Source organism: Candidatus Mycobacterium methanotrophicum (assembly GCF_023515995.1).
GTDB classification, from domain to species: Bacteria; Actinomycetota; Actinomycetes; order Mycobacteriales; family Mycobacteriaceae; genus Mycobacterium; species Mycobacterium methanotrophicum.
Genome location: NZ_CP097320.1, coordinates 4,662,086 through 4,681,480, shown reverse-complemented (window position 1 = coordinate 4,681,480; position 19,395 = coordinate 4,662,086). Strand labels below are relative to the sequence as shown.

The 19,395-nt window shown below is 64.0% G+C and carries 16 protein-coding genes; 15 read left to right on the top strand and 1 reads right to left on the bottom strand.

Translation table 11 applies throughout. The annotated features are described in order from the left end of the window. From rpsF to M5I08_RS24365, 9 genes are all read left to right on the top strand, one after another. Positions 1-291, top strand: a complete 291-nt coding sequence (gene rpsF, locus M5I08_RS24405; RefSeq protein ID WP_219067549.1) for a 30S ribosomal protein S6 — start codon at positions 1-3, stop codon at positions 289-291. Between the two features lie 118 nt (positions 292-409). Beyond that, on the top strand, positions 410-934 hold the full coding sequence (locus M5I08_RS24400; protein WP_219067550.1) for a single-stranded DNA-binding protein: 525 nt from the start codon (positions 410-412) through the stop codon (positions 932-934). A 43-nt stretch (positions 935-977) separates the two neighbouring features. Further along, on the top strand, positions 978-1,235 hold the full coding sequence (gene rpsR, locus M5I08_RS24395) for a 30S ribosomal protein S18 (protein ID WP_219067551.1): 258 nt from the start codon (positions 978-980) through the stop codon (positions 1,233-1,235). 30 nt (positions 1,236-1,265) lie between these two features. Continuing rightward, positions 1,266-1,724, top strand: coding sequence for a 50S ribosomal protein L9 (gene rplI / locus M5I08_RS24390; RefSeq protein WP_219067552.1), 459 nt, complete (start codon positions 1,266-1,268; stop codon positions 1,722-1,724). Positions 1,725-2,269: 545 nt separating this feature from the next. After that, entirely contained in the window at positions 2,270-5,350 is a 3,081-nt protein-coding gene (locus tag M5I08_RS24385; protein WP_219067553.1) for a replicative DNA helicase, read from the top strand. 242 nt (positions 5,351-5,592) lie between these two features. After that, positions 5,593-6,267: a TnsA-like heteromeric transposase endonuclease subunit gene (locus M5I08_RS24380; protein WP_249763443.1), complete on the top strand. Its 675-nt coding sequence runs from the start codon at positions 5,593-5,595 to the stop codon at positions 6,265-6,267. Beyond that, positions 6,264-8,414 carry a TnsB C-terminal domain-containing protein gene (locus tag M5I08_RS24375; protein ID WP_219067554.1) on the top strand — a complete coding sequence of 717 codons (2,151 nt, stop codon included), beginning with the start codon at positions 6,264-6,266 and terminating at the stop codon, positions 8,412-8,414. The genes M5I08_RS24380 and M5I08_RS24375 overlap by 4 nt, the downstream gene beginning before the upstream one ends. Next, a complete protein-coding gene (locus M5I08_RS24370) occupies positions 8,411-9,538 on the top strand; it encodes an ATP-binding protein (protein ID WP_219067555.1) in 1,128 nt (375 codons plus the stop codon). Before M5I08_RS24375 ends, M5I08_RS24370 begins: the two co-directional genes overlap by 4 nt. A gap of 26 nt (positions 9,539-9,564) precedes the next feature. After that, positions 9,565-12,189 (top strand): TniQ family protein, encoded by a 2,625-nt coding sequence (locus M5I08_RS24365; RefSeq protein ID WP_249763007.1) that lies wholly within the window; start codon positions 9,565-9,567, stop codon positions 12,187-12,189. Positions 12,190-12,850: 661 nt separating this feature from the next. Here the strand turns inward: M5I08_RS24365 and M5I08_RS24360 are convergent. Beyond that, complete coding sequence (locus M5I08_RS24360; protein ID WP_249763442.1) at positions 12,851-13,480, bottom strand: TetR/AcrR family transcriptional regulator; 630 nt, start codon at positions 13,478-13,480, stop codon at positions 12,851-12,853. A 181-nt stretch (positions 13,481-13,661) separates the two neighbouring features. On the opposite strand from M5I08_RS24360, the gene M5I08_RS24355 reads away from it, so the two are divergent. The 6 genes from M5I08_RS24355 to M5I08_RS24330 all read left to right on the top strand — a co-directional run bounded on the left by M5I08_RS24355 (position 13,662) and on the right by M5I08_RS24330 (position 18,898). Then, complete coding sequence (locus tag M5I08_RS24355; RefSeq protein ID WP_219067558.1) at positions 13,662-15,401, top strand: CocE/NonD family hydrolase; 1,740 nt, start codon at positions 13,662-13,664, stop codon at positions 15,399-15,401. A 40-nt stretch (positions 15,402-15,441) separates the two neighbouring features. Further along, the gene (locus M5I08_RS24350; protein WP_219067559.1) at positions 15,442-15,966 is read left to right on the top strand and encodes a nuclear transport factor 2 family protein; all 525 of its coding nucleotides are present in this window, start codon (positions 15,442-15,444) and stop codon (positions 15,964-15,966) included. Between the two features lie 83 nt (positions 15,967-16,049). Beyond that, the gene (locus M5I08_RS24345; RefSeq protein WP_219067560.1) at positions 16,050-16,565 is read left to right on the top strand and encodes a VOC family protein; all 516 of its coding nucleotides are present in this window, start codon (positions 16,050-16,052) and stop codon (positions 16,563-16,565) included. Then, positions 16,558-17,049, top strand: a complete 492-nt coding sequence (locus tag M5I08_RS24340) for a VOC family protein (protein ID WP_219067561.1) — start codon at positions 16,558-16,560, stop codon at positions 17,047-17,049. The genes M5I08_RS24345 and M5I08_RS24340 overlap by 8 nt, the downstream gene beginning before the upstream one ends. 53 nt (positions 17,050-17,102) lie before the next feature. After that, entirely contained in the window at positions 17,103-17,813 is a 711-nt protein-coding gene (locus M5I08_RS24335) for a hypothetical protein (protein WP_219067562.1), read from the top strand. A 56-nt stretch (positions 17,814-17,869) separates the two neighbouring features. After that, on the top strand, positions 17,870-18,898 hold the full coding sequence (locus M5I08_RS24330) for an amidohydrolase family protein (RefSeq protein WP_249763006.1): 1,029 nt from the start codon (positions 17,870-17,872) through the stop codon (positions 18,896-18,898). Positions 18,899-19,395: the final 497 nt, after the last annotated feature.

Below are 19,395 nucleotides of genomic sequence, written 5' to 3'. Positions count from 1 at the left end.
ATGCGTCCATACGAAATCATGGTCATCCTTGACCCCACCCTCGACGAGCGCACCGTTGCCCCGTCGTTGGAGACATTTCTCAACGTCGTCCGTAAAGACGGCGGCACGGTGGACAAGGTCGACATCTGGGGTAGGCGCCGGCTGGCGTACGAGATCGCCAAGCATGCCGAGGGCATCTACGCGGTGATCGATCTCAAGGCCGCGCCGGCGACGGTGTCGGAACTCGACCGTCAGCTCAGCCTGAACGAGTCGGTGTTGCGCACCAAGGTCATGCGCGCCGACAAGCACTGACTGATCCTGTTGGCGAATGACCGCGTCACGTCGTAGCCGTTGCGTAGGCTCTGCGACGGCATGCTCTTGACCACCCACCCGCCCGCTGCGGCGGGACCACGAGGACCAGGAGGTCACTGTGGCTGGTGACACCACCATCACCGTCGTCGGAAACTTGACCGCCGACCCCGAGCTGCGGTTCACCCCGTCAGGCGCCGCCGTTGCGAACTTCACGGTGGCCTCGACACCGCGGATCTACGACCGCCAGAGCGGGGAGTGGAAGGACGGCGAGGCGCTGTTCTTGCGGTGCAGCATCTGGCGTGAGGCCGCCGAGAACGTGGCCGAAAGCCTCACCCGCGGCTCGCGGGTGATCGTGCAAGGCCGGCTCAAGCAGCGGTCGTTTGAAACCCGCGAGGGAGAGAAGCGCACAGTGGTCGAGGTGGAGGTCGATGAGATCGGCCCGTCGCTTCGCTACGCCACTGCGAAGGTCAACAAGGCCAGCCGCAGCGGCGGCGGCGGGGGTGGCTTCGGCGCCGGTGGCGGGGCCCAGCGTCAGGCGGCGGCCCCGACCGGCGGCGCAGCCGGCGGAACCGGCGACGACCCATGGGGCAGCGCCCCGGCCTCCGGCTCGTTCGGCGGCGGCGACGACGAACCACCGTTCTAATTTTCAATCACCCTTCTGCTCCATAAGGACGAAAGAGACAGACATGGCCAAGTCCAGTAACAAGCGGCGGCCGGTGCCGGAAAAGCCGGTCAAGACGCGCAAGTGTGTGTTCTGCTCCAAAAAGGGCCAAGCGATCGACTACAAGGACACCCAGCTGCTGCGCACCTACATCAGCGAGCGCGGCAAGATCCGGGCGCGTCGCGTCACCGGCAACTGCGTGCAGCACCAGCGTGACATCGCGATCGCGGTGAAGAACGCTCGTGAGGTGGCGCTGCTGCCGTTCACGTCCTCGGCGCGGTAAACAGCTCACGCAGAACGGAATTGACAACAGATGAAGCTCATTTTGACCGCCGACGTCGATCACCTCGGTACCGTCGGCGATACCGTTGAAGTCAAAGACGGATACGGTCGCAACTTCTTGCTGCCCCGCGGCATGGCCGTTGTCGCATCGCGCGGCGCGCAGAAGCAAGTTGACGACATCCGTCGGGCCCGCGATTCCAAGCAAGTGCGAGACCTTGAGCACGCCAACGAAATCAAGACGGCGATCGAGGCCCTAGGCGCGGTTGCGCTGCACGTGCGCACTGCCGGCGACTCCGGCAAGCTGTTCGGATCGGTGACCCCCGCCGACATCGTCGGCGCGATCAAAAAAGCCGGCGGGCCCAACCTCGACAAGCGCATCGTGCGGTTGCCCAAGGGCCACATCAAGGCGGTCGGCAACCACTCGGTCACGCTGCATGCGCACCCGGAAGTCGACGTCGAGATCGCACTTGAGGTCGTCGCCGAGAATTAAGGCTGACTGCCGTACCCCGGTGGAGGCGCTCGCGCGCGGCCACCGGGGTTTCGGTGCTGCCGCCCAAGCTGACGAACTCACCCGCGAACGCGTCTGCCAGCGAACGTAACCGTCCGTTAACGCGGCCAGTCATCGACTGAAACGCAACACGCCCGGAGTGGCAACCCGCCCGACACGCCGAAGAGAATCCCATCCACAGAAACGGCGCGGTGGTGTGGTGCGCTTATCTGCAGTGATGTGGCACCGCCGCGAATTGCTCCACAAGTTCTCCACAGCCCCTCAACACGGTCGCGCACAGATATGCGCACACGATGCACAGGTCTATGAACAAGTGCGTTTGGAGTACTCGCCAGCAACCCTTAGCGTCGACCCGTCGCGGGGTGACGTCGGTGGTTTCGGGCCGACGACGATGCGGGCCGGAAGCGGCGTGAGGAGGTTTCGGCCAGCCGGGCTGAGTAGGCGGTGTCGGTGGTGTGACTTAACGTCAAGCTGCGTGTGTCGAATGCGCGTTCGAACATCATGCCGGAGGAGGTGGCGGGGAGGCTATGGCAGTCGTCGACGATCTCGGCCACGCCGGCATGGGCACGCCCAGCGAGGATTTCGGCCGCCAGCCACCGCAGGACCTCGCCGCCGAGCAGTCGGTGCTGGGCGGGATGCTGCTCTCCAAGGACGCCATCGCCGACGTGCTGGAAAAGATACGGCCCGGCGACTTCTACCGTCCGGCGCATCAGAACGTCTACGACGCGATCCTGGACCTCTATGGGCGAGGGGAGCCGGCCGACGCGGTGACGGTTGCCGCCGAGCTGGACCGACGCGGGCTGCTGCGCCGGGTCGGCGGCGCGCCGTATCTGCACACGTTGATCTCGATGGTGCCGACGGCGGCCAACGCCGGTTACTACGCCGACATCGTCGCCGAGAAGGCGCTGCTGCGCCGATTGGTGGAAGCCGGCACCCGAGTGGTGCAGTACGGCTACGCGGGCGCCGAGGGGGCTGATGTCGCCGAGGTGGTGGACCGGGCGCAGGCCGAAATCTACGACGTCACCGACCGGCGGCTCTCCGAGGACTTCGTCCCGTTGGAGGACTTGCTGCAGCCGACCATGGACGAGATCGATGCGATCGCCTCCAACGGCGGCATCTCCCGCGGAGTGCCGACTGGTTTCACCGAGCTCGACGAGGTGACCAACGGCCTGCATCCCGGGCAGATGATCATTGTCGCGGCGCGGCCGGGGGTCGGGAAGGCACTGGCACTGGATACACCGCTGCCGACGCCGGACGGGTGGACGACCATGGGTGATGTCGCAGTCGGCGACGTGCTGCTCGGCGCGGACGGAAAGCCGACCCGGGTGGTGGCCGCAACGGAAGTCATGCTCGGCCGGCCGTGCTACGAGATCGAATTCTCCGACGGCACAGTGATTGTCGCCGACGCAGCTCACCAGTGGCCCACCGGTTATGGCGTCCGTACCACGGCGCAACTGCGTTGCGGTCTCGACAGTATTGCCGCGGCCGGGTCTATCGCGCGGTACGGGGAGCGTCGCGGGGCCACCACGCTGATGGCGCCGGTGCTGCAACTGGACGCAGTGTGTCGGGTGCGCAGCGTTCCGGTGCGCTGCGTTCAGGTGGACAATGCCGCGCATCTGTACCTGGCCGGCCGCGGCATGATTCCGACCCACAACTCGACACTGGCCCTGGATTTTCTGCGATCCTGCTCAATCAAACACCGGATGGCAAGCGTCATCTTCTCGCTGGAGATGAGCAAGTCCGAGATCGTGATGCGGCTGTTGTCCGCCGAGGCGAAAATCAAACTGGCCGATATGCGTTCGGGCCGAATGACCGACGACGACTGGACCCGGCTGGCGCGGCGGATGAGCGAAATCAGCGAGGCGCCGCTGTATATCGACGACTCGCCGAACCTGACGATGATGGAGATTCGCGCGAAGGCCCGTCGGCTGCGGCAACGGGCCGATCTGCGGCTCGTTGTCGTCGACTACCTCCAGCTGATGACCTCCGGCAAGAAGTACGAATCGCGCCAGGTGGAGGTGTCCGAGTTCTCGCGTAACTTAAAGCTTTTGGCCAAGGAGCTCGCGGTTCCGGTCATCGCGATCAGCCAGCTCAACCGCGGCCCCGAGCAGCGCACCGACAAGAAGCCGATGTTGGCCGACCTTCGTGAATCCGGATGCCTCACTGCGAATACCCGCATCTTGCGGGCCGACACCGGCGCCGAGGTGACATTCGGTGAACTGTTGCGGACCGGCGAGCGCCCGCTGGTGTGGTCGCTGGACGAGCAGCTGCGGATGGTGGCCCGGCCGATGACGAACGTGTTCCCGAGTGGTCGCAAGGAGGTGTTCCGGCTACGGCTGGCCTCGGGGCGCGAGGTTGAGGCGACCGCAAACCATCCGTTTATGACGCTCGACGGCTGGATGCCGTTGGAGCAGCTGCAGGTGGGGGATCGCCTTGCGGTGCCGCGGAGGGTTCCGGAACCGGTCGACACGCAGCGGATGGCCGATTCAGAGGTGGTCCTGCTCGCGCGCGTGATCGGCGACGGCTCGTTTGTGAAGAACCAGCCGATCCGATATGCCTCGGTGGCTGAGGCCAACGTGGTTGCGGTGACGATTTCGGCGGCCTACTTCGCAGTGGCCGCGGCCCGCGACGAGTACTCGGCCGCACGGGTCACGACGCTGCGCCTGCCGGCGCCGTACCACCTGACACACCGTCGACGTAACCCGATCGCGGCATGGCTGGACGAACTCGGCCTGTTTGGTTTGCGTAGCCACGAAAAGTTCGTGCCGCAGCAGGTTTTCAAGCTGCCGAACGACCAGGTGGCATTGTTCCTGCGCCACCTATGGGCGACGGATGGTTCAGTGCGGCGGAATGACTCGATTGACCATGCGCAGATCTATTACGCGTCGACGAGTCGTCGCTTAGTCGATGACATCTCACAGCTGCTGCTGCGGGTGGGGATATTTTCCCGGATAGCACGCGTGCAGAAGTCTGGGTACCGCGATTGTTGGCACCTGTGCGTCGATAGGGCAGAGAATCGGGCCGCGTTCCTCCGAAGCATCGGTATGCATGGCATGCGGAATAAGTCCGCGCACGAAGTTCTTTCGAGGCTCAACACCCGCATCGGCCACCCGGGTGCCGACTCGATACCCAAAGAGGTGTGGGGCAAGATTGGAGAGGCACTGGTTGCCAAAGGCCGGACTCATCGCAATCTCTCGGTCACGCTGAACTCACAATTCGCTGGCGCGACGCGGCGATTCGCCCCCGGCCGGCAGCGGCTGCACACGGTGGCAGCGCTTCTTCAAGACCGATCGCTCCACGATCTCGCGACCAGCGATGTGTTCTGGGACAAGGTCGTGGAGATCACTAGTATCGGCGGACATGATGTGTACGATGGAACCGTCCCCGATACGAATAACTTTGTGGCACAAGGTATTTCAGTACATAACAGTTTAGAGCAGGACTCGGATGTGGTTGTCCTGCTGCACCGCCCCGATGCCTTCGAGCGTGACGACCCGCGCGGCGGTGAGGCAGACTTGATCATCGCCAAGCACCGCAACGGGCCAACGAAGACGGTGACCGTCGCACACCAGTTGCATCTCTCACGTTTCGCCAACATGGCGCGCTGATGATTTTGTGTGTAGGTTCTCACGAACCGTGGCGGAATCTCACGAGTGATGGCGGAGCGGTGGCGGCTCCGCCAAGTTCGTGAGACACGCGGGTTGTTCAATGCCAGGGCTGCGCCGACGGCTGTGTGACGATCAGGTCACCGACAGAAGTCTGATCCGATTGCAGGGCCGAGGTGATCGCCATGGGCCGCAGTGGAGATGAGGCGTCGACTGCCTCTGTCTCTTACCGACGTGCTGACGACCTGAGTGAGGTCACACGGGAGTGGACTGCGGCCGGGATCGACGAACTCGCTGCCGCGGACCCGTGGCGGACCTTTCGATGGTGTCGGGGCCAGAAACACTACTCGGGTACTTACTGGTCGAGAAAAGTTGGCCGCCACGTGATCTATGAATCACGACTTGAGTTGGCGCGCTTGCTATTCGCCGACTTCGACACTTGTGTACGAGGTATCGTCGCCCAGCCATTTCTGCTTCAAGCCTCGGCGGACCGGAAGCGCCGGAAGCACATCCCGGACTATCTGCTGATTACGGACACGGGTCCAGTCATCGTGGATGTTAAGCCAGCTCGACGTCTGGCCGACCCCAAAGTGGCCTTCACGTTCGGATGGACGCGGGCAGTGGTCGAGGCTCGCGGCTGGCGCTTCGAAGTGGCGACTGAGCCGCCGGGAGTTGAGCTGGCGAACGTTCGCTTCCTGGCGGGTTACCGGCGCGACTGGCTATTCCACCCACATCTATTGGCGCAACTGCGAACATGGAATCTGGATGGCGCGTCTCTGAAAGACGCTTTCAACTGCTTACCAAATGAGTCCCCTCAAAGTGTCAGATCCGCTGTACTGCACCTTCTCTGGCGCCAGGAACTGGTGATCGACCTAAGCAAACCGTTGAGCGTCGGAACCGAGTTGAGGAGGCCGGCATGACATCTGCCGCGGTACGGATCGGTGTAGGTACGAGACTCATTCACGACGGCGAACTGGTCGAGATCGTCGAGATTCGTACCGGACGGACAGGTATGGACGTCGTATTCAAAGGGACCTCGACCCAGACCTTCACCCGGGCTTGCCTCAAGGAGCTGCTTGTCTCGGATAGCACGCGGGTGATTCCCGAATCGGAGGGACCGTCCAGCGATGACGCATCGGAGGTAGTCGGAGTTGTGCTCGCGCAGCTCAATGACGTGGAGCGTCAGGATATCGCCGAGCGAGCCGCGCATGTTCGCGAAGTGCTGACAGGGTTCCGTTCGGGTAGTGAGCATTTAGCACTCCCACAGGAGCCGCGACCTGAATACCGCGCCGACGTGCCCCTGTCGACGCGATACGCCAGCAAGGCGGCCGAGCTCGGTGTTGGTCTGCGCACGATCGAGCGATGGGTTCAACAGTTCCAGAAGAACGGTGAAGCAGGTTTGGCGCCGACGCGGGATAAGCGGTCAGCTGGCCTCGGCGCGACGGTGGATCCGCGGTGGACCGAGACCGCCATTGAAGTGATGGTGGAGCACAAAGAGCAGTCCCGCCCGTCGCAGACAATGGTGATCACGCGGACCAGCGCACGAGTCGTCGCGCGGTTCGGTGAGGGCGTCGTGGAGGTGCCCTCGCGTGCGACGGCGTTCCGCGTTCTTGCCGAGCTTGAGAATAGGTATCCAACATTTCGGTTGAGCACGAAGAGGAACCGCGATATCGCCGAGCGGCCCGATGGCGTGTACGGGAAGTTGCGTCCGACGCGGCCAGGCGAATACCTATTGATGGATACGACGCGGTTGGACGTTTTCGCGTTGGATCCGTTCACCTTGCAGTGGGTTCAGGCGGAGTTGACGGTCGGGATGGATTGGTACACCCGCTGTGTCACCGGGATCCGGGTCACGCCGGTGTCAACGAAGTCGGTGGATGCCGCGTCGGTGTTGTATCAGGCGTATCGGCCTCGGCCGGCGGGCAAGGATTGGCCGGCGCACGCGGTGTGGCCCGAGCACGGCATCCCGAGGTCAGTTCTGATCGACGTCGATGCGGTTGAAGGATCTTTTGTTGGCGCGGTCGGGCCGGCGATCGTCCCGGAAACCATCGTGATCGACCACGGCAAGATCTACGTCTCCGATCACCTAACGAGTGTGTGCCAGCGGATGGGGATTTCGATCCAGCCGGCCCGGTTGCGGACGGGAAGGGATAAGGGGCCGGTGGAGAGGTTCTTCCGGACCATCCGCGAGGACCTGCTGCAGGCGCTGCCCGGCTACAAGGGCCCGGACGTGCATTCCCGCGGGCTGGATCCCGAGGCGGAGGCCTTCTTCTACCTCGACGAGTTGGAGGCCATCATCCGGGAATGGGTGGCGGTGGTCTACCACCACCGGCCCCACGACAGTCTGGTGGATCCGCACGTGCCCGGTCTGCGGATGTCGCCGGCGGTGATGTTCGAGCACGGCATCGCCCGCGCCGGCTACATCGAGGCACCGCGTGATCCTGATCTGGCGTATGAGTTCCTCAAGACCGAGTGGCGCAAGGTTCAGCACTACGGGGTCGACTTCGGCGGTCGCCGCTACAACGGCGCCTCGCTGAATCCGTACCGCAACATGACCAGCCCTTATATCGGTAAGGCAAAGGGCCGCTGGCCCATTCATCATGATCCCGATGACGTGACCCGCGTCTACTTCCGCGACCCCGAGACGCGAGCGTGGAGCACCCTGATGTGGGAGCACGCCGCGTCGATGGACATGCCGCTCAGCGAGGACGCGCTGCAGTTCGCCCGCAAACTCGCGGCTTCGAAGTACACCTATCCCGACGACCGGCTGGCAGTAGCCGACCTGCTGGAGCGGTGGAACCTGGGGCTCGGTTCCTCGGTGACCGAGCGGCGCATGGCGCTGCGGCTGTCCCGTGAGGCCGCCCTCCTCGACACAGCCGAGGACGACGACCCCGTCGCCAGGCTGCCGTCGGTCGCACGGGTCTTGGCGATGGCCACCGCACCCACCCCCATCGACACCGCACCCGTCGAAGAGGACGAGCCTGAGACCGGTGACGACGACGCCGAGGACGAACTCGACGCCGTCGACGAGGACGACTTCTACGCCGACGCATTCGAGGACGCATGACGCCGGACGAGGTGCCCGTCGAGCATCCCCCACGGTTGGACAACCTGACGTTGGCGCGCAAGGAGGGTTGGCAGCGGTTCGTGAACACCCCCGCCCGGATCCCGCCGGAACCGTTGACCCGCAACGAAATCGAGGCGCTCGGTGAGAACGCCTTCGAGGACTACAACCGGCAGCGCCGGGAATGGCACGCCAACCTCGGCCCGATCAAGACCCCGCAAATGAAGGCGTTGCACGAGGACCTCTGGGACATCGTCGACAGCAACCTCCAGGACGGCGACAAGGCCAAAGGCGCAATTGCGATCGACGCGTTCCCCGGCCTGGGGAAAACCACCTCGGTGCTGGCGTTCGCCAAGGGGTTTCACCGCCGCGAGATCAAAGCACGCGGCTCGTTGACGGACGCCGGGAATGAGCACTGGCCGGTATGCCGGGTCGGGCTGACCGGCAACACCGGGATGGTCGACTTCAACCGGGCGATGCTCTCATTCTTCGCCCACCCAGGAGTCACCCGCGGCAACGCGGCGCACTTCGCGCACCGCGCGCTGGACAACGTTCTGGCATGTTCCACGCGCGTCTTGGTCATCGACGATCTCCATTTTCTGCGGTGGCACAAATCCTCCGGGGTGGAGATCAGCAACCACTTCAAGTACATCGCCAACGAGTTCCCCGTGACGTTGATCTTCATCGGCGTCGGGCTGGCCGCGCGGGGACTGTTCTCCGAGGGATCCTCCTACGAGGATGCGGTGATCGCCCAGACCGGGCGGCGCACCACCCAGCTCGACATGCGCCCGTTCACCATTGACGCCGATGACGGCCGGCACGAGTGGCGGCAGATGCTGTTGGCCATCGAGAAGCGGATCGTGCTCGCCAACAAGCAGCCCGGCATGCTCGCCGACGACCTGTCGGATTATCTGTTCGCCCGCAGCACCGGGCACATCGGCTCGTTGATGACGCTGATCAACCGAGGCTGCCAACGTGCCGTCCGAACTGGGACCGAGTGCCTTACCCGCGACCTGCTGGATCAGGTCAAGAATGACGCCGCGTCGGAAAAGGGCCGCAAAGAACTGGAAGCAGCCTTCGACGCCCGTCGGCTCACCACCCGGATCGGCAAACGCAAAGCCGGATGAGCGCCGTTCGCACACTGCCAATTCGGGTGCCTTCGCTGCCCGGTGAGGCAATCGACTCATGGCTGGAGGCACTGGCGGCCCGCACCCATACTGCTTGGGCCGACCTGATCACCGCCGTAGGGCTCAAACCGTCCGGCGGCACCTGTACCAGTCAGTGGATCGTGCAGTTGCGCCCCGGCGAGAGCACGGCGATCGCCACGGCGAGCGGACTCGACGCCGACACGATCGACGCGATGACACTGTCCCACTACGCCGACCGCGGAGTACGCATTGATACCGCGACCCGCACCGTCAACCGCGCCTTCCCGTGGGGCCGCTCCAGTGGTTCACGATATTGCCCCCAGTGCCTGGCCGCGACAGGTGGTCGCTGGCAACTGTCGTGGCGCCTGGGTTGGGCGTTCGCCTGTACCGAACACCATTGTCTACTCGCCGACGGCTGCCCATCGTGCGGGGGAGTACAACGGCTCCGTCCACACATCAGCGACGCGATCCCTGCCCCAGCGCACTGCGCGAACCCAGCACCGGGTGCGACCGGGCGTGCACCGGCACGCTGCGCCGCTGACCTCACCGCAACACCGGTGGCCCAGTTCACCGACGACCACCCGGTGCTGGTGGCCCAGCACATCGTGTACGACGTGATCGAGACGGCAACGGCTCAATTCGGCGTCTACCACCGCGATCCCAAGCCCGGCGCCGGGGTGCTCGCCGATATTCGCGCGGTGGCGGGCCGCGTGCTGGCCTACGCCAGCCACGACGAACTCGCCAACATCCTGCCCGCCGATCTCGTCACCGCCTACCGCGCCGGAGCAGAAGAAAGATCGGGTCCGGCCCGGGCTCAAAACAAACCGGGGCTCGCAACGCCCGCGTACGCCGCCACCGCAGCAGTTGGGGTCGCCGCAGCGTTAACGAGCCTGAGCAAGCCCGACATCGCAGCCGCAGCAGCGGCGATGCGGTGGTTGGTCAGCGGTGCGCGTGACCGCGGCCTGTCGGTCAGCACCGCCAATATCGGATGGGGCCGGCGCACGACGTCGACGTTGACCGCGGCCCAGATCGCTGCCTTGGCTCCCCTGCTGAAACCGAGCGAGCAGCTGCGGTATCGGACCGCATCTGAGAAGCCCTCGCGACCGATCGCGGGCTCAGCCCGGGTCGATCGCCTCGCCCAGCGCACACCGACCATGTTCTGGCCGGCGTGGTCGCTGCGCATGACGATCCCCACCTGCCATCAACGACATCTCCGACCGGCCCTGTCCGCGGCCATGATGTTGGTAGGCACCCGGCTGACCCTGCACGAGGCCGGCAAACGAATCGCGGCGCCGATGACGGGGCAGGGTTTGTCGCGAGTGCTTCAACTCCTTGAGCAGAACGAGTGGAGCGACGTCAGCGCGGTACTGACCCTCCTGGCCGACTACCTGGCAGACACCGAGACACCGATCGATTACCAGCGTCGCCGCCGACTCGACTTCTCGACGTTGCTGCCCAACAGCGCATGGGCCCGCGTCTGCCGCGACACCGCAACACCAGGACGAAGGTCGGCGCGAGCCAGGGTGGCACGGTGCTATCTGTTCGAACGGCTCAGCGCGCTTCCAGCCAGCGCCGCGCCGTTCGCGTGTGACGACAACGAGTTCCGCACCAAGACCGCCGACTTTCCCGAGCACCTGACCCCGGAGCTGGCCGCCGCACTCGACCGGCATGGCCAGGACTTCCTCACCACCAACGGGATTGGCGATGAACCCCTCACCTGGCATCCGCCGACGGCGATGCTCGGCGACCTGCACTTGCCCGGCCATGACCCAGCCGCGGTGGACATCGGTGAATTGCACCGGCTGATCCGCGTCGAGGACTACAGCCTCGGCGCGGCAGCAGAGCACCTCGGCACCACCCTGGAGACTGTCCGACACCTCCTCACCACGCACCCGGCGCCGGCCAGAGAGCCGGTGACCCACGATCAAGGCCGAGTCCGAGGCACCGGGTACCGCACCGCAAAATCAGCACTCACCCCAGACCGCCTACAGGACCTATACGAGACGGACGGTCGTGGACTCCGGGACATCGCCGCCAGCATCGGCGTCGACCGCAAAACCGTCGCCCAACTCGCCCACGACTACGGCATCCCCCTGCGCGTCCCCGGCCGCCAAACACGACATCACGTCGACCGCGACTGGCTCTACGACCAATACGTCAACAAGCGCAGGGCCTTCCCTGACCTCGCCCGCGAGTGCGGCATGAGCACCGCCAACATGGAACGGTGGGCCAAAACCCACAACATCCCGAAGCGGTCACGCGGCGGCCCCAGCCACAGCGCCAACCTCGCCGCGGCCGCCGAAGCACAAGCAGCGCCAGACATCCTGAGACCAGCGCTTGCCGGCATCGGCGGCTGGGAACGCCTGCAACGCTTCGCTGCCGCCAGCCCGTACCCCACAATGACGATCGCCGCCAAAGAACTTGGCGTCCACCAGTTCACCCTGGTCAACCAAATCAACCGCCTCGAACGAGAACTGGACCAGAAACTCCTCGTCCGCGCCGAACGCGGACGGCCGATGGAACTGACACCATTCGGGTCCCGAGTCGTCGGAGCAGTAAACGCCCGCTCGAAGGCAGCGCCAGCCGAGATGACGGCGCCGACCCCAGTTATCTCGCACCACCTCCGATGAGTTGCCGGCCACGCTCGGCGGGTCTGGCCGTGGCTGTAGCGCACGTCGAGCCGGCACGTCATGTCAGCGTTCCGTGACAGTGCCGAGCTTCTCGCAGTACCGCGACACCACCATTGCTCCGCGATCCACTACCTGAGGAGGGCTGCCCCCGCTGAGCAGCAATCGAACGACCAGGAGAAGTGGTTGCCCAAGCCGATGTCAACGACCCAACTGAGCGCGCCGCATCAGCTGAGAACGACGCCTGTCGGACCGGAGCGCTCGCCGTAAGATGTGCACACAAGTCGTGAGACTGAAACCCGGCCCGGCTGAATGAGACACGTGCAAGTGTGCTGGTCAGAGTGTTGGGATACGACGCAAAGCTTGAGGATCTACACCGGGTTGTGGCTTCTCAAGTTTAATGTCCAATTCTCAAGTGAAATGTCCACTCGATGTCCAATTGGACATGAAAGTGAGAATTTGGTGCCCCTTAGATGACGGTCCGTCGAAAGCCGACGGTGCATCGTCGTCCGGCACCGTCGATGTGTTCGATGAGTTTCGAGTGGGCACTCGGGTGACTTTGGTCGGCGTGTGAAATGGGTGGGTGGTTGATGATGGCGTGGCGGCCGTCAGCTTCCATCGTTTCGGAATTGGTCCGAATGATGCGGTTCACATGTGAGCGTCGTCAGGTGTTGGGTCGGGGCGATGCGCTGCGGGAGGCAGGATTCGATGTCTTGCGGCGACGGGCCGCTGAGGACGCCTTTGCCGGTTGGTGTGACAGCGTTTCGACGAGGGGTAGGTAGACGGTGTCGATGATCTCGGCGATGGTGTCGGGGCCGACGGTGTTGCGGGAGAACAACATCTCGTCGCGCAGCAGCATTCCGATACTGGTTGCCGCCCGTTCGGGGATGGCGTGGGGACCGAGTTCGCCGCGCTCCCTTGCGCGTTGCAGTGCTGGCACCACCGTCCGCCGGGCGAGGCCGCTCACTTGGGTATCGAGGACCTCGAACAAGTCTTTATCGGCGTCGGCGATCAGGCTGCGGTAATTGCCGATGCCGATCGCGACGAAGTTCTCCACGGCGGCGCCGAACAGCGAAAGAAGATCGTCGCGCAGCGACTCGCCGGCCAGCAGTTCGTCGTCGGGCTGCCAACGTAGGTTGGGCAACGCGTCGACGACCATGTGCGCTCGCGACGGATAGCGGCGGTAGAGCACGGGTTTGCTCGTCTGCGCGCGTCGAGCGACGCCTTCGAAGGTCACCCCGCTGTAGCCGTAGTCGGCCAGTTCGGCTTGGGTTGCCGCGTGGATGGCCGACATCAGCACGTCGTCGCGCCGGCGCCCCTTGGGTGCAGGACCTGAGGAACCGCTCGCATCAGACACGTTGCGTATCTTATCTCGGCGGCGTAGTGTCGGCAGCATAAGACACGGTTCGTATCTTGTAGACGCAGACCTGCGCATCGTCCGGAACGAACCTTGATGTTGGGAAGGCGATGAACTCGTGAGCAACGAGCAGAAGATCTTCGTCCCGTCCGAGCCCCTCCCTCCTGGGCGCACTGGCGTGTTGACCCCGTTCGAGCCCGGCGTGCAGACGCTGCCGGCGGGCTTTCAGATCGCACCGGAGTTCCTGCGGCTTCCAGTTGACGTCGTGTTCGAGAAGGACGTCGCCGTCACATTGCGCGACGGTGTCACCGTCCACGTCGACGTGTTCCGCCCCGTCGGCGACGAGCCGGTGCCGGTGATCGTGGCGTGGAGCCCGTACGGCAAGGGCCAAGGCACGTCGGCCAGCGTGAAAGGCGTGTTCGCCATGGTCGGCCTCGACGATGGAATCGTCTCCGGCTTGGAGAAGTTCGAGGGGCCGGACCCGGCGTACTGGTGCGCGCAGGGCTACGCGATCTGCAATCCGGACATTCGCGGTGTGGTCGACTCGGAAGGCGACAGTGTGCTGTGGGATCGCCAGGAGGGTCGCGACTGCTCCGACGTGATCGAGTGGCTGGCCGAACAGTCATGGTGCAGCGGCAAAGTCGGGATGAGCGGAACCTCCTACCTAGCGGTGTCGCAGTGGTTCACCGCCGCCGAGCAGCCGCCGCACCTGGCGGCGATCAACCCGTGGGAGGGCGTTAGTGACGTCTACCGCGACCTGGTGATGCGGGGCGGCATGCCCGATACCGGCTTCGCTGAACAGCTTCAGGACGGCAGCTTCTTCGGCAAGAACCGCAAAGAGGACGTATTGGCCGAAGCCGAGCGCTGTCCGCTGATGAATGAACTGTGGGAGAACAAGATCCCAGCCTTCGAGCAGATCACTGTGCCGGCCTATGTGGTCGCGAGCTACACGAACACACTGCACACCGCGGGAACGTTCCGCGCCTGGCGGCGGATTGCTTCGCACGACAAGTGGCTGCGGATCCACAACAGTCAGGAGTGGCCTGATTACTACGACGAGGCGAACAGGGAAGACCTGCGACGCTTCTTCGATCGCTACCTGAAGGACATCCACAACGGTTGGGAATCCACCCCCCGCGTTCGTTACTCGGTTCTCGACCTCGGGGGTGGCGACCGGGTCGGCGTCTCCGCGGATGAGTTTCCGCCAGCGGGGGTCATTTCGACGAAGTACTACCTCGACGGCCGTGCGCGAGTTTTGAGTGCCGAAGCACCGACCGACGGGGTGGAGGCAGTCTACGACGTCGATTCCAACCCGAACGCGGTGTCGTTCATCAAGAAGTTCGACCGAGAGACCGTGATGGTCGGCTATCCGAAGGCTCACCTGTGGGTTGAAGCGCGAGGTGGCGAGGACATGGATCTGTTCGTGCTGATGCAGAAGCTCGATGCCTACGGCACGCCGCTGGCGCAGTTCACCGTGCCCAATCACAACGCGAGGGTCCATGACCTTACCGATCACGGAGCTACCGTCCTGCGGTACAAGGGACCTGATGGCCGGTTGCGCGTTTCCGTCCGTCACCTCGACGAGACGTTGTCGACCGAGGACGTGCCCGTCCACACCTTCGACCGGATCGAGAAGCTCAGCGGCGGCGACGTCGTCGACGTCGAAATCGACTTGCTGCCGATCGGCCTGGCGTTCCACCCTGGCGAACAGCTGCGCTTCGTCATCAGCAGCCGCAATCTGCTCGGCACGTTGATGCCCGCCATTGGCGAGTACATCGGCGCCAACAGCGGCCGACACGTCATCCATACCGGCGGGGAGCATGCCTCCTATCTGCAACTCCCCATCCAGACACGCTGATCCGCCATCCGGCTGCAACGGATAGAAAGGGCTCATATCCATGACCGCACAGGACAACGCGGAGATCGTCGAGCTGCTCAACCTCTACGGCCTCGCACTCGATGCTCACCGCTGGGACCTGTTCGACCTCGTCTTCACCGACGACGTCGTCGCCGAGTTCGGCCCCGCCGGCGCGGCCTGGACCGGCCTGGCGGACTTCAAGCAATCGTTCGCCGGTTTCCACCAAACCTTGGACAGCCACCAACACACCATGATGGGCCAAGTCGTCAAGGTCGACGGTGACCAGGCGTACGCGTTCAGCTACGGCAACTGGCTCCTCGTACGCCACGCCGCGGACGGCGGGCCCACCTGGCAGGGCACCGGTTGGTACGACGACACCCTCGTCCGCACCGCGGCGGGATGGCGCATCGCACATCGGGTGTGCCGGCTGGTCTCGTGGACCGGTAATCCGGCAGTACCGCAACCCGAGGGAGACCACCACCCCGACATGGACCTCAATGTCCTCCACCAGGCCAGCGAGTCCGGTCAGATCGCCCTACTCAACGCCTTCCCCCAAGCCGACTAACTGCCCGCATCACTGCGACCGATGCCGACACGGCATCCGGTCGATCGACGCGAACAGCTGCGATGCCCAAATAAGGAGCACCCATGGCTTCGCTAACCGCGAAACTTCTGCACGTCTGCATCGCCGTACCCGACATCACCAAGGCACTCAAATTCTATTGCGACGTCCTGGGGTTCGAATCGGCTTTCGCTACCGACAACGGTGACGCCGACGGTGTCCTGCTCGGCTTCGACAGAGAAGTCGTAAGCCTCACGGCGCACCACGTCGTGACCGCCGGCGCAACCGAACAGTCCGCGACCGCAATCAATCTCGTCGAATTCACCGACCCCCGAACCGATACCGACGACGGCCCCTACCACCGGATGAACCACGCAGGACTGACACGGCTGGCTCTGCTCGTCGATGACGTCGACGACGCGTTTGAGGCGATCGCTTCGCACGACGGCGTCCACATCGTCTGTTCACCACGCGAAATCGTCATTCGCCAAGGCCAGGACACTCATCGGTCACGCTGGTTTAGCTTCCGAGACCCCTTCGGCGTGTTCATCACCGCCACCCAAGCCGACCAGCCCGAAGCAAAGGACGATCACGATGGATAGATACATCAACAGGCTCTTCCACGTGTGCATCACCGTGCCCGACATCGACGAGGCGCTCGCGTTCTATCAGGACGTGCTCGGGCTCGAATCCATCGGAAGCCTGAGGAATGAACGTTCCGACGGTGCCGTCCTGGGCTTCCCCGGACGAGAGATCGTCATCCACGCCAACCACCTACGCGGCAAGCACACCGACAACGCCACCGTCATCGACCTCATCGAATTCGTCGAACCCGCCACCGTGGTCGGGGAAGGCCCCTACGGGCAGATGAACCACGTGGGCATCACCCGAATGGCCTTCGACGTGGACGACACCGACGCGATCTACGACACGCTGCGCCGGCGCGGCGACGTCGAACTCCTCTGCGAACCCGCCACCGTGCAAGCCCCCACCGACGGCTTCCTCAGGATACTGACCTTCAAGGATCCACACGGCATCGTTCTCGAACTCATCGAACACCGCCACCACCCCGACCACCGAGACTGAACGGCGCGGCTCGGCAGCCTCGTTTGACGATCTTTCACCAAGGAATACTCAAGATGCCAGGCAACCAACCGACGACAACGCCGTGTGTCGTCGATCTCGTATCGGGTCCTACCGCCCCGGGCGACATCGACGAGTTCGAGTTGCAACATGCACGGCGAATGCTGGCCCTGCTCAAGGGCAAGCTCGGCCGACAAGGACTGCTGGACCTGCTCAGTGCCGACATCGAAGAGGCCAACGCCTTCATGAGCGGGCGGGTGACGGCCAGCTCCGGCCAACTCAGGCCTGCCACGACGGTGTTGGCCATCAAGGGACTCACGTCGTCTGAGTTCTTGCAATGGCTCGACCGGCAGTTCGACAACGAGAGCGTCATGCTCGCTGCCGAACCCGACCACATCGTCATCACGCCTCTACCCGATGCATCGGTCAAGATCGTCGAGGTGCTCGGTGCACACGTCTGCGAGATCCGGCTACCCATCTACGAAGGCGCCGCGACGTGGGATGACGCAATCGTCGCCGAAGTGCTGCCCGAAGCCGACTACCCGATCCGCAGGATCGCGACGTTGACCCTGCCGGACGGAACATTCATAGGCCGGATGTGCACGCAGTTCGGCGACACCGCCGAGGGTTTCAAACGCCAGCCTCACGGCGTACTTTCCCGCGGCGTGTCCAGTAGACGTCTTCGAACATCACCGACAACACCTCGCCGTGGAATTCCGCAACTGGATTCTCGCCGCGGCCACCGAGACGTCACGCTGATCTGCTGAGTCGGCCCACCCGAAACGGGCGTCGTCGCGCCCTCTCTGCAGGAAAGTGAGGCGTGATGCGGGCGCCACTCGCCCAGGAAAGGAACATCATGCGCATCATCACCGTCGAAGAACACTTCGAACACCGGCAAGTCAGTGCCCGCGTGGCGGAGCTGGCCGGGCCGCCCCCGCTGCCCGCCGAGGGGCTCGCCGACTTCGCCACGGCCTTTACGTCGGACACTGATTCCACCACTCGGTTGGACGGCAACCGGCTGGCACACATGGATCAGGTCGGCATCGACGTTCAGGTCGTCTCTCACGGCAACGGCAGCCCCAGCACGCTCAACCATCCCGAGGCCGTCGACTTGTGCCGGCGGGTGAACAACGACTTGGCCGGCCAGATCGCCGAACACCCGGATCGGTTCCGAGGCTTCGCCACGCTGCCCCTCTACGACCCGGACGCAGCCGCGGAGGAGCTGCGGAGGTGCGTCGGTGAGCACGGGTTCGTCGGCGCTCTCATCATGGGTAGCTTCCACGGATCCTTCCTCGACGACCGCCGGTTCGACCCGATTCTGACCGCGGCCGTAGCCGTCGACTTGCCCATCTACGTCCACCCCGGGCTGCCGGACACGCCCGTCTCCACGCACTACTATGCCGGCGACTGGCCTGCATCAGTCCAGATCATGTTCTCCGGACCAGCCTTTGGATGGCACGCCGACGCCGGCATCCACGTCCTTCGCCTGATCCTCTCCGGTGCCCTGGACCGTCATCCCACGCTGAAGTTGCTCAGCGGTCATTGGGGAGAACTGGCCGCCTTCTACCTGGAGCGGTTCGACGAAACCCTTGCCTTGGTGCCCACCGGGCTGGAACGAGCACCGAGCGACTACTACCGCCAGCAGGTGTGGATCACCCCGTCGGGTATGTACAACCAGAATCAGTTGAACTACATGACTGCCGAGTTGGGTGCCGACCGGATCGTCTACTCCGAGGACTTCCCCTACATCGTGCGCGACGACGTCTCCACCTTTCTGGAACGAGCGGGTCTGTCCGAGGACGACACCCATGCCATAGCCCACGCGAATGCCGAAGCGCTTCTTCGCATCTGACGGTGGCCATCCGAGGCGACCACGTCGTGGTACGAACGCGATGAACTACTTGCCTATCTTGCGGCCCCCACTCGTCACAGAGAGGGAGCGCTGGCGGTCGCGATGGTTAGCGGCACCCCCAACCAACCAACCGAGCCGAAGACGAGCGAACCGAGGCAATTCCAACAATGGACACCGACGTGAGACAAATACGGCTGGACACGACGTGAGACGCCGCGCGTTCCGCCAGGTCAGCGGTCAGCAATTGGACACGGAACTTGAGAAGCCACACGGGTGTAGGTTCTCAACTTTGACTGCACTTTCTCACGTTGGGCTGCACCACCGCTGCACTTGTGCAGATCGCGTGAGACAGGCACACGTCGAACGGTTGCGACGGGACTAGGGGTGCAGTCTCAACGAGGTGGGAAACCTCGAATCTCGTTGTCTAGCTTGTGCTTGTAGCGTCTCTGCTGTGCATCCCAGTGCTCGTGATACGTCTCCATGCATTACGATTCCGG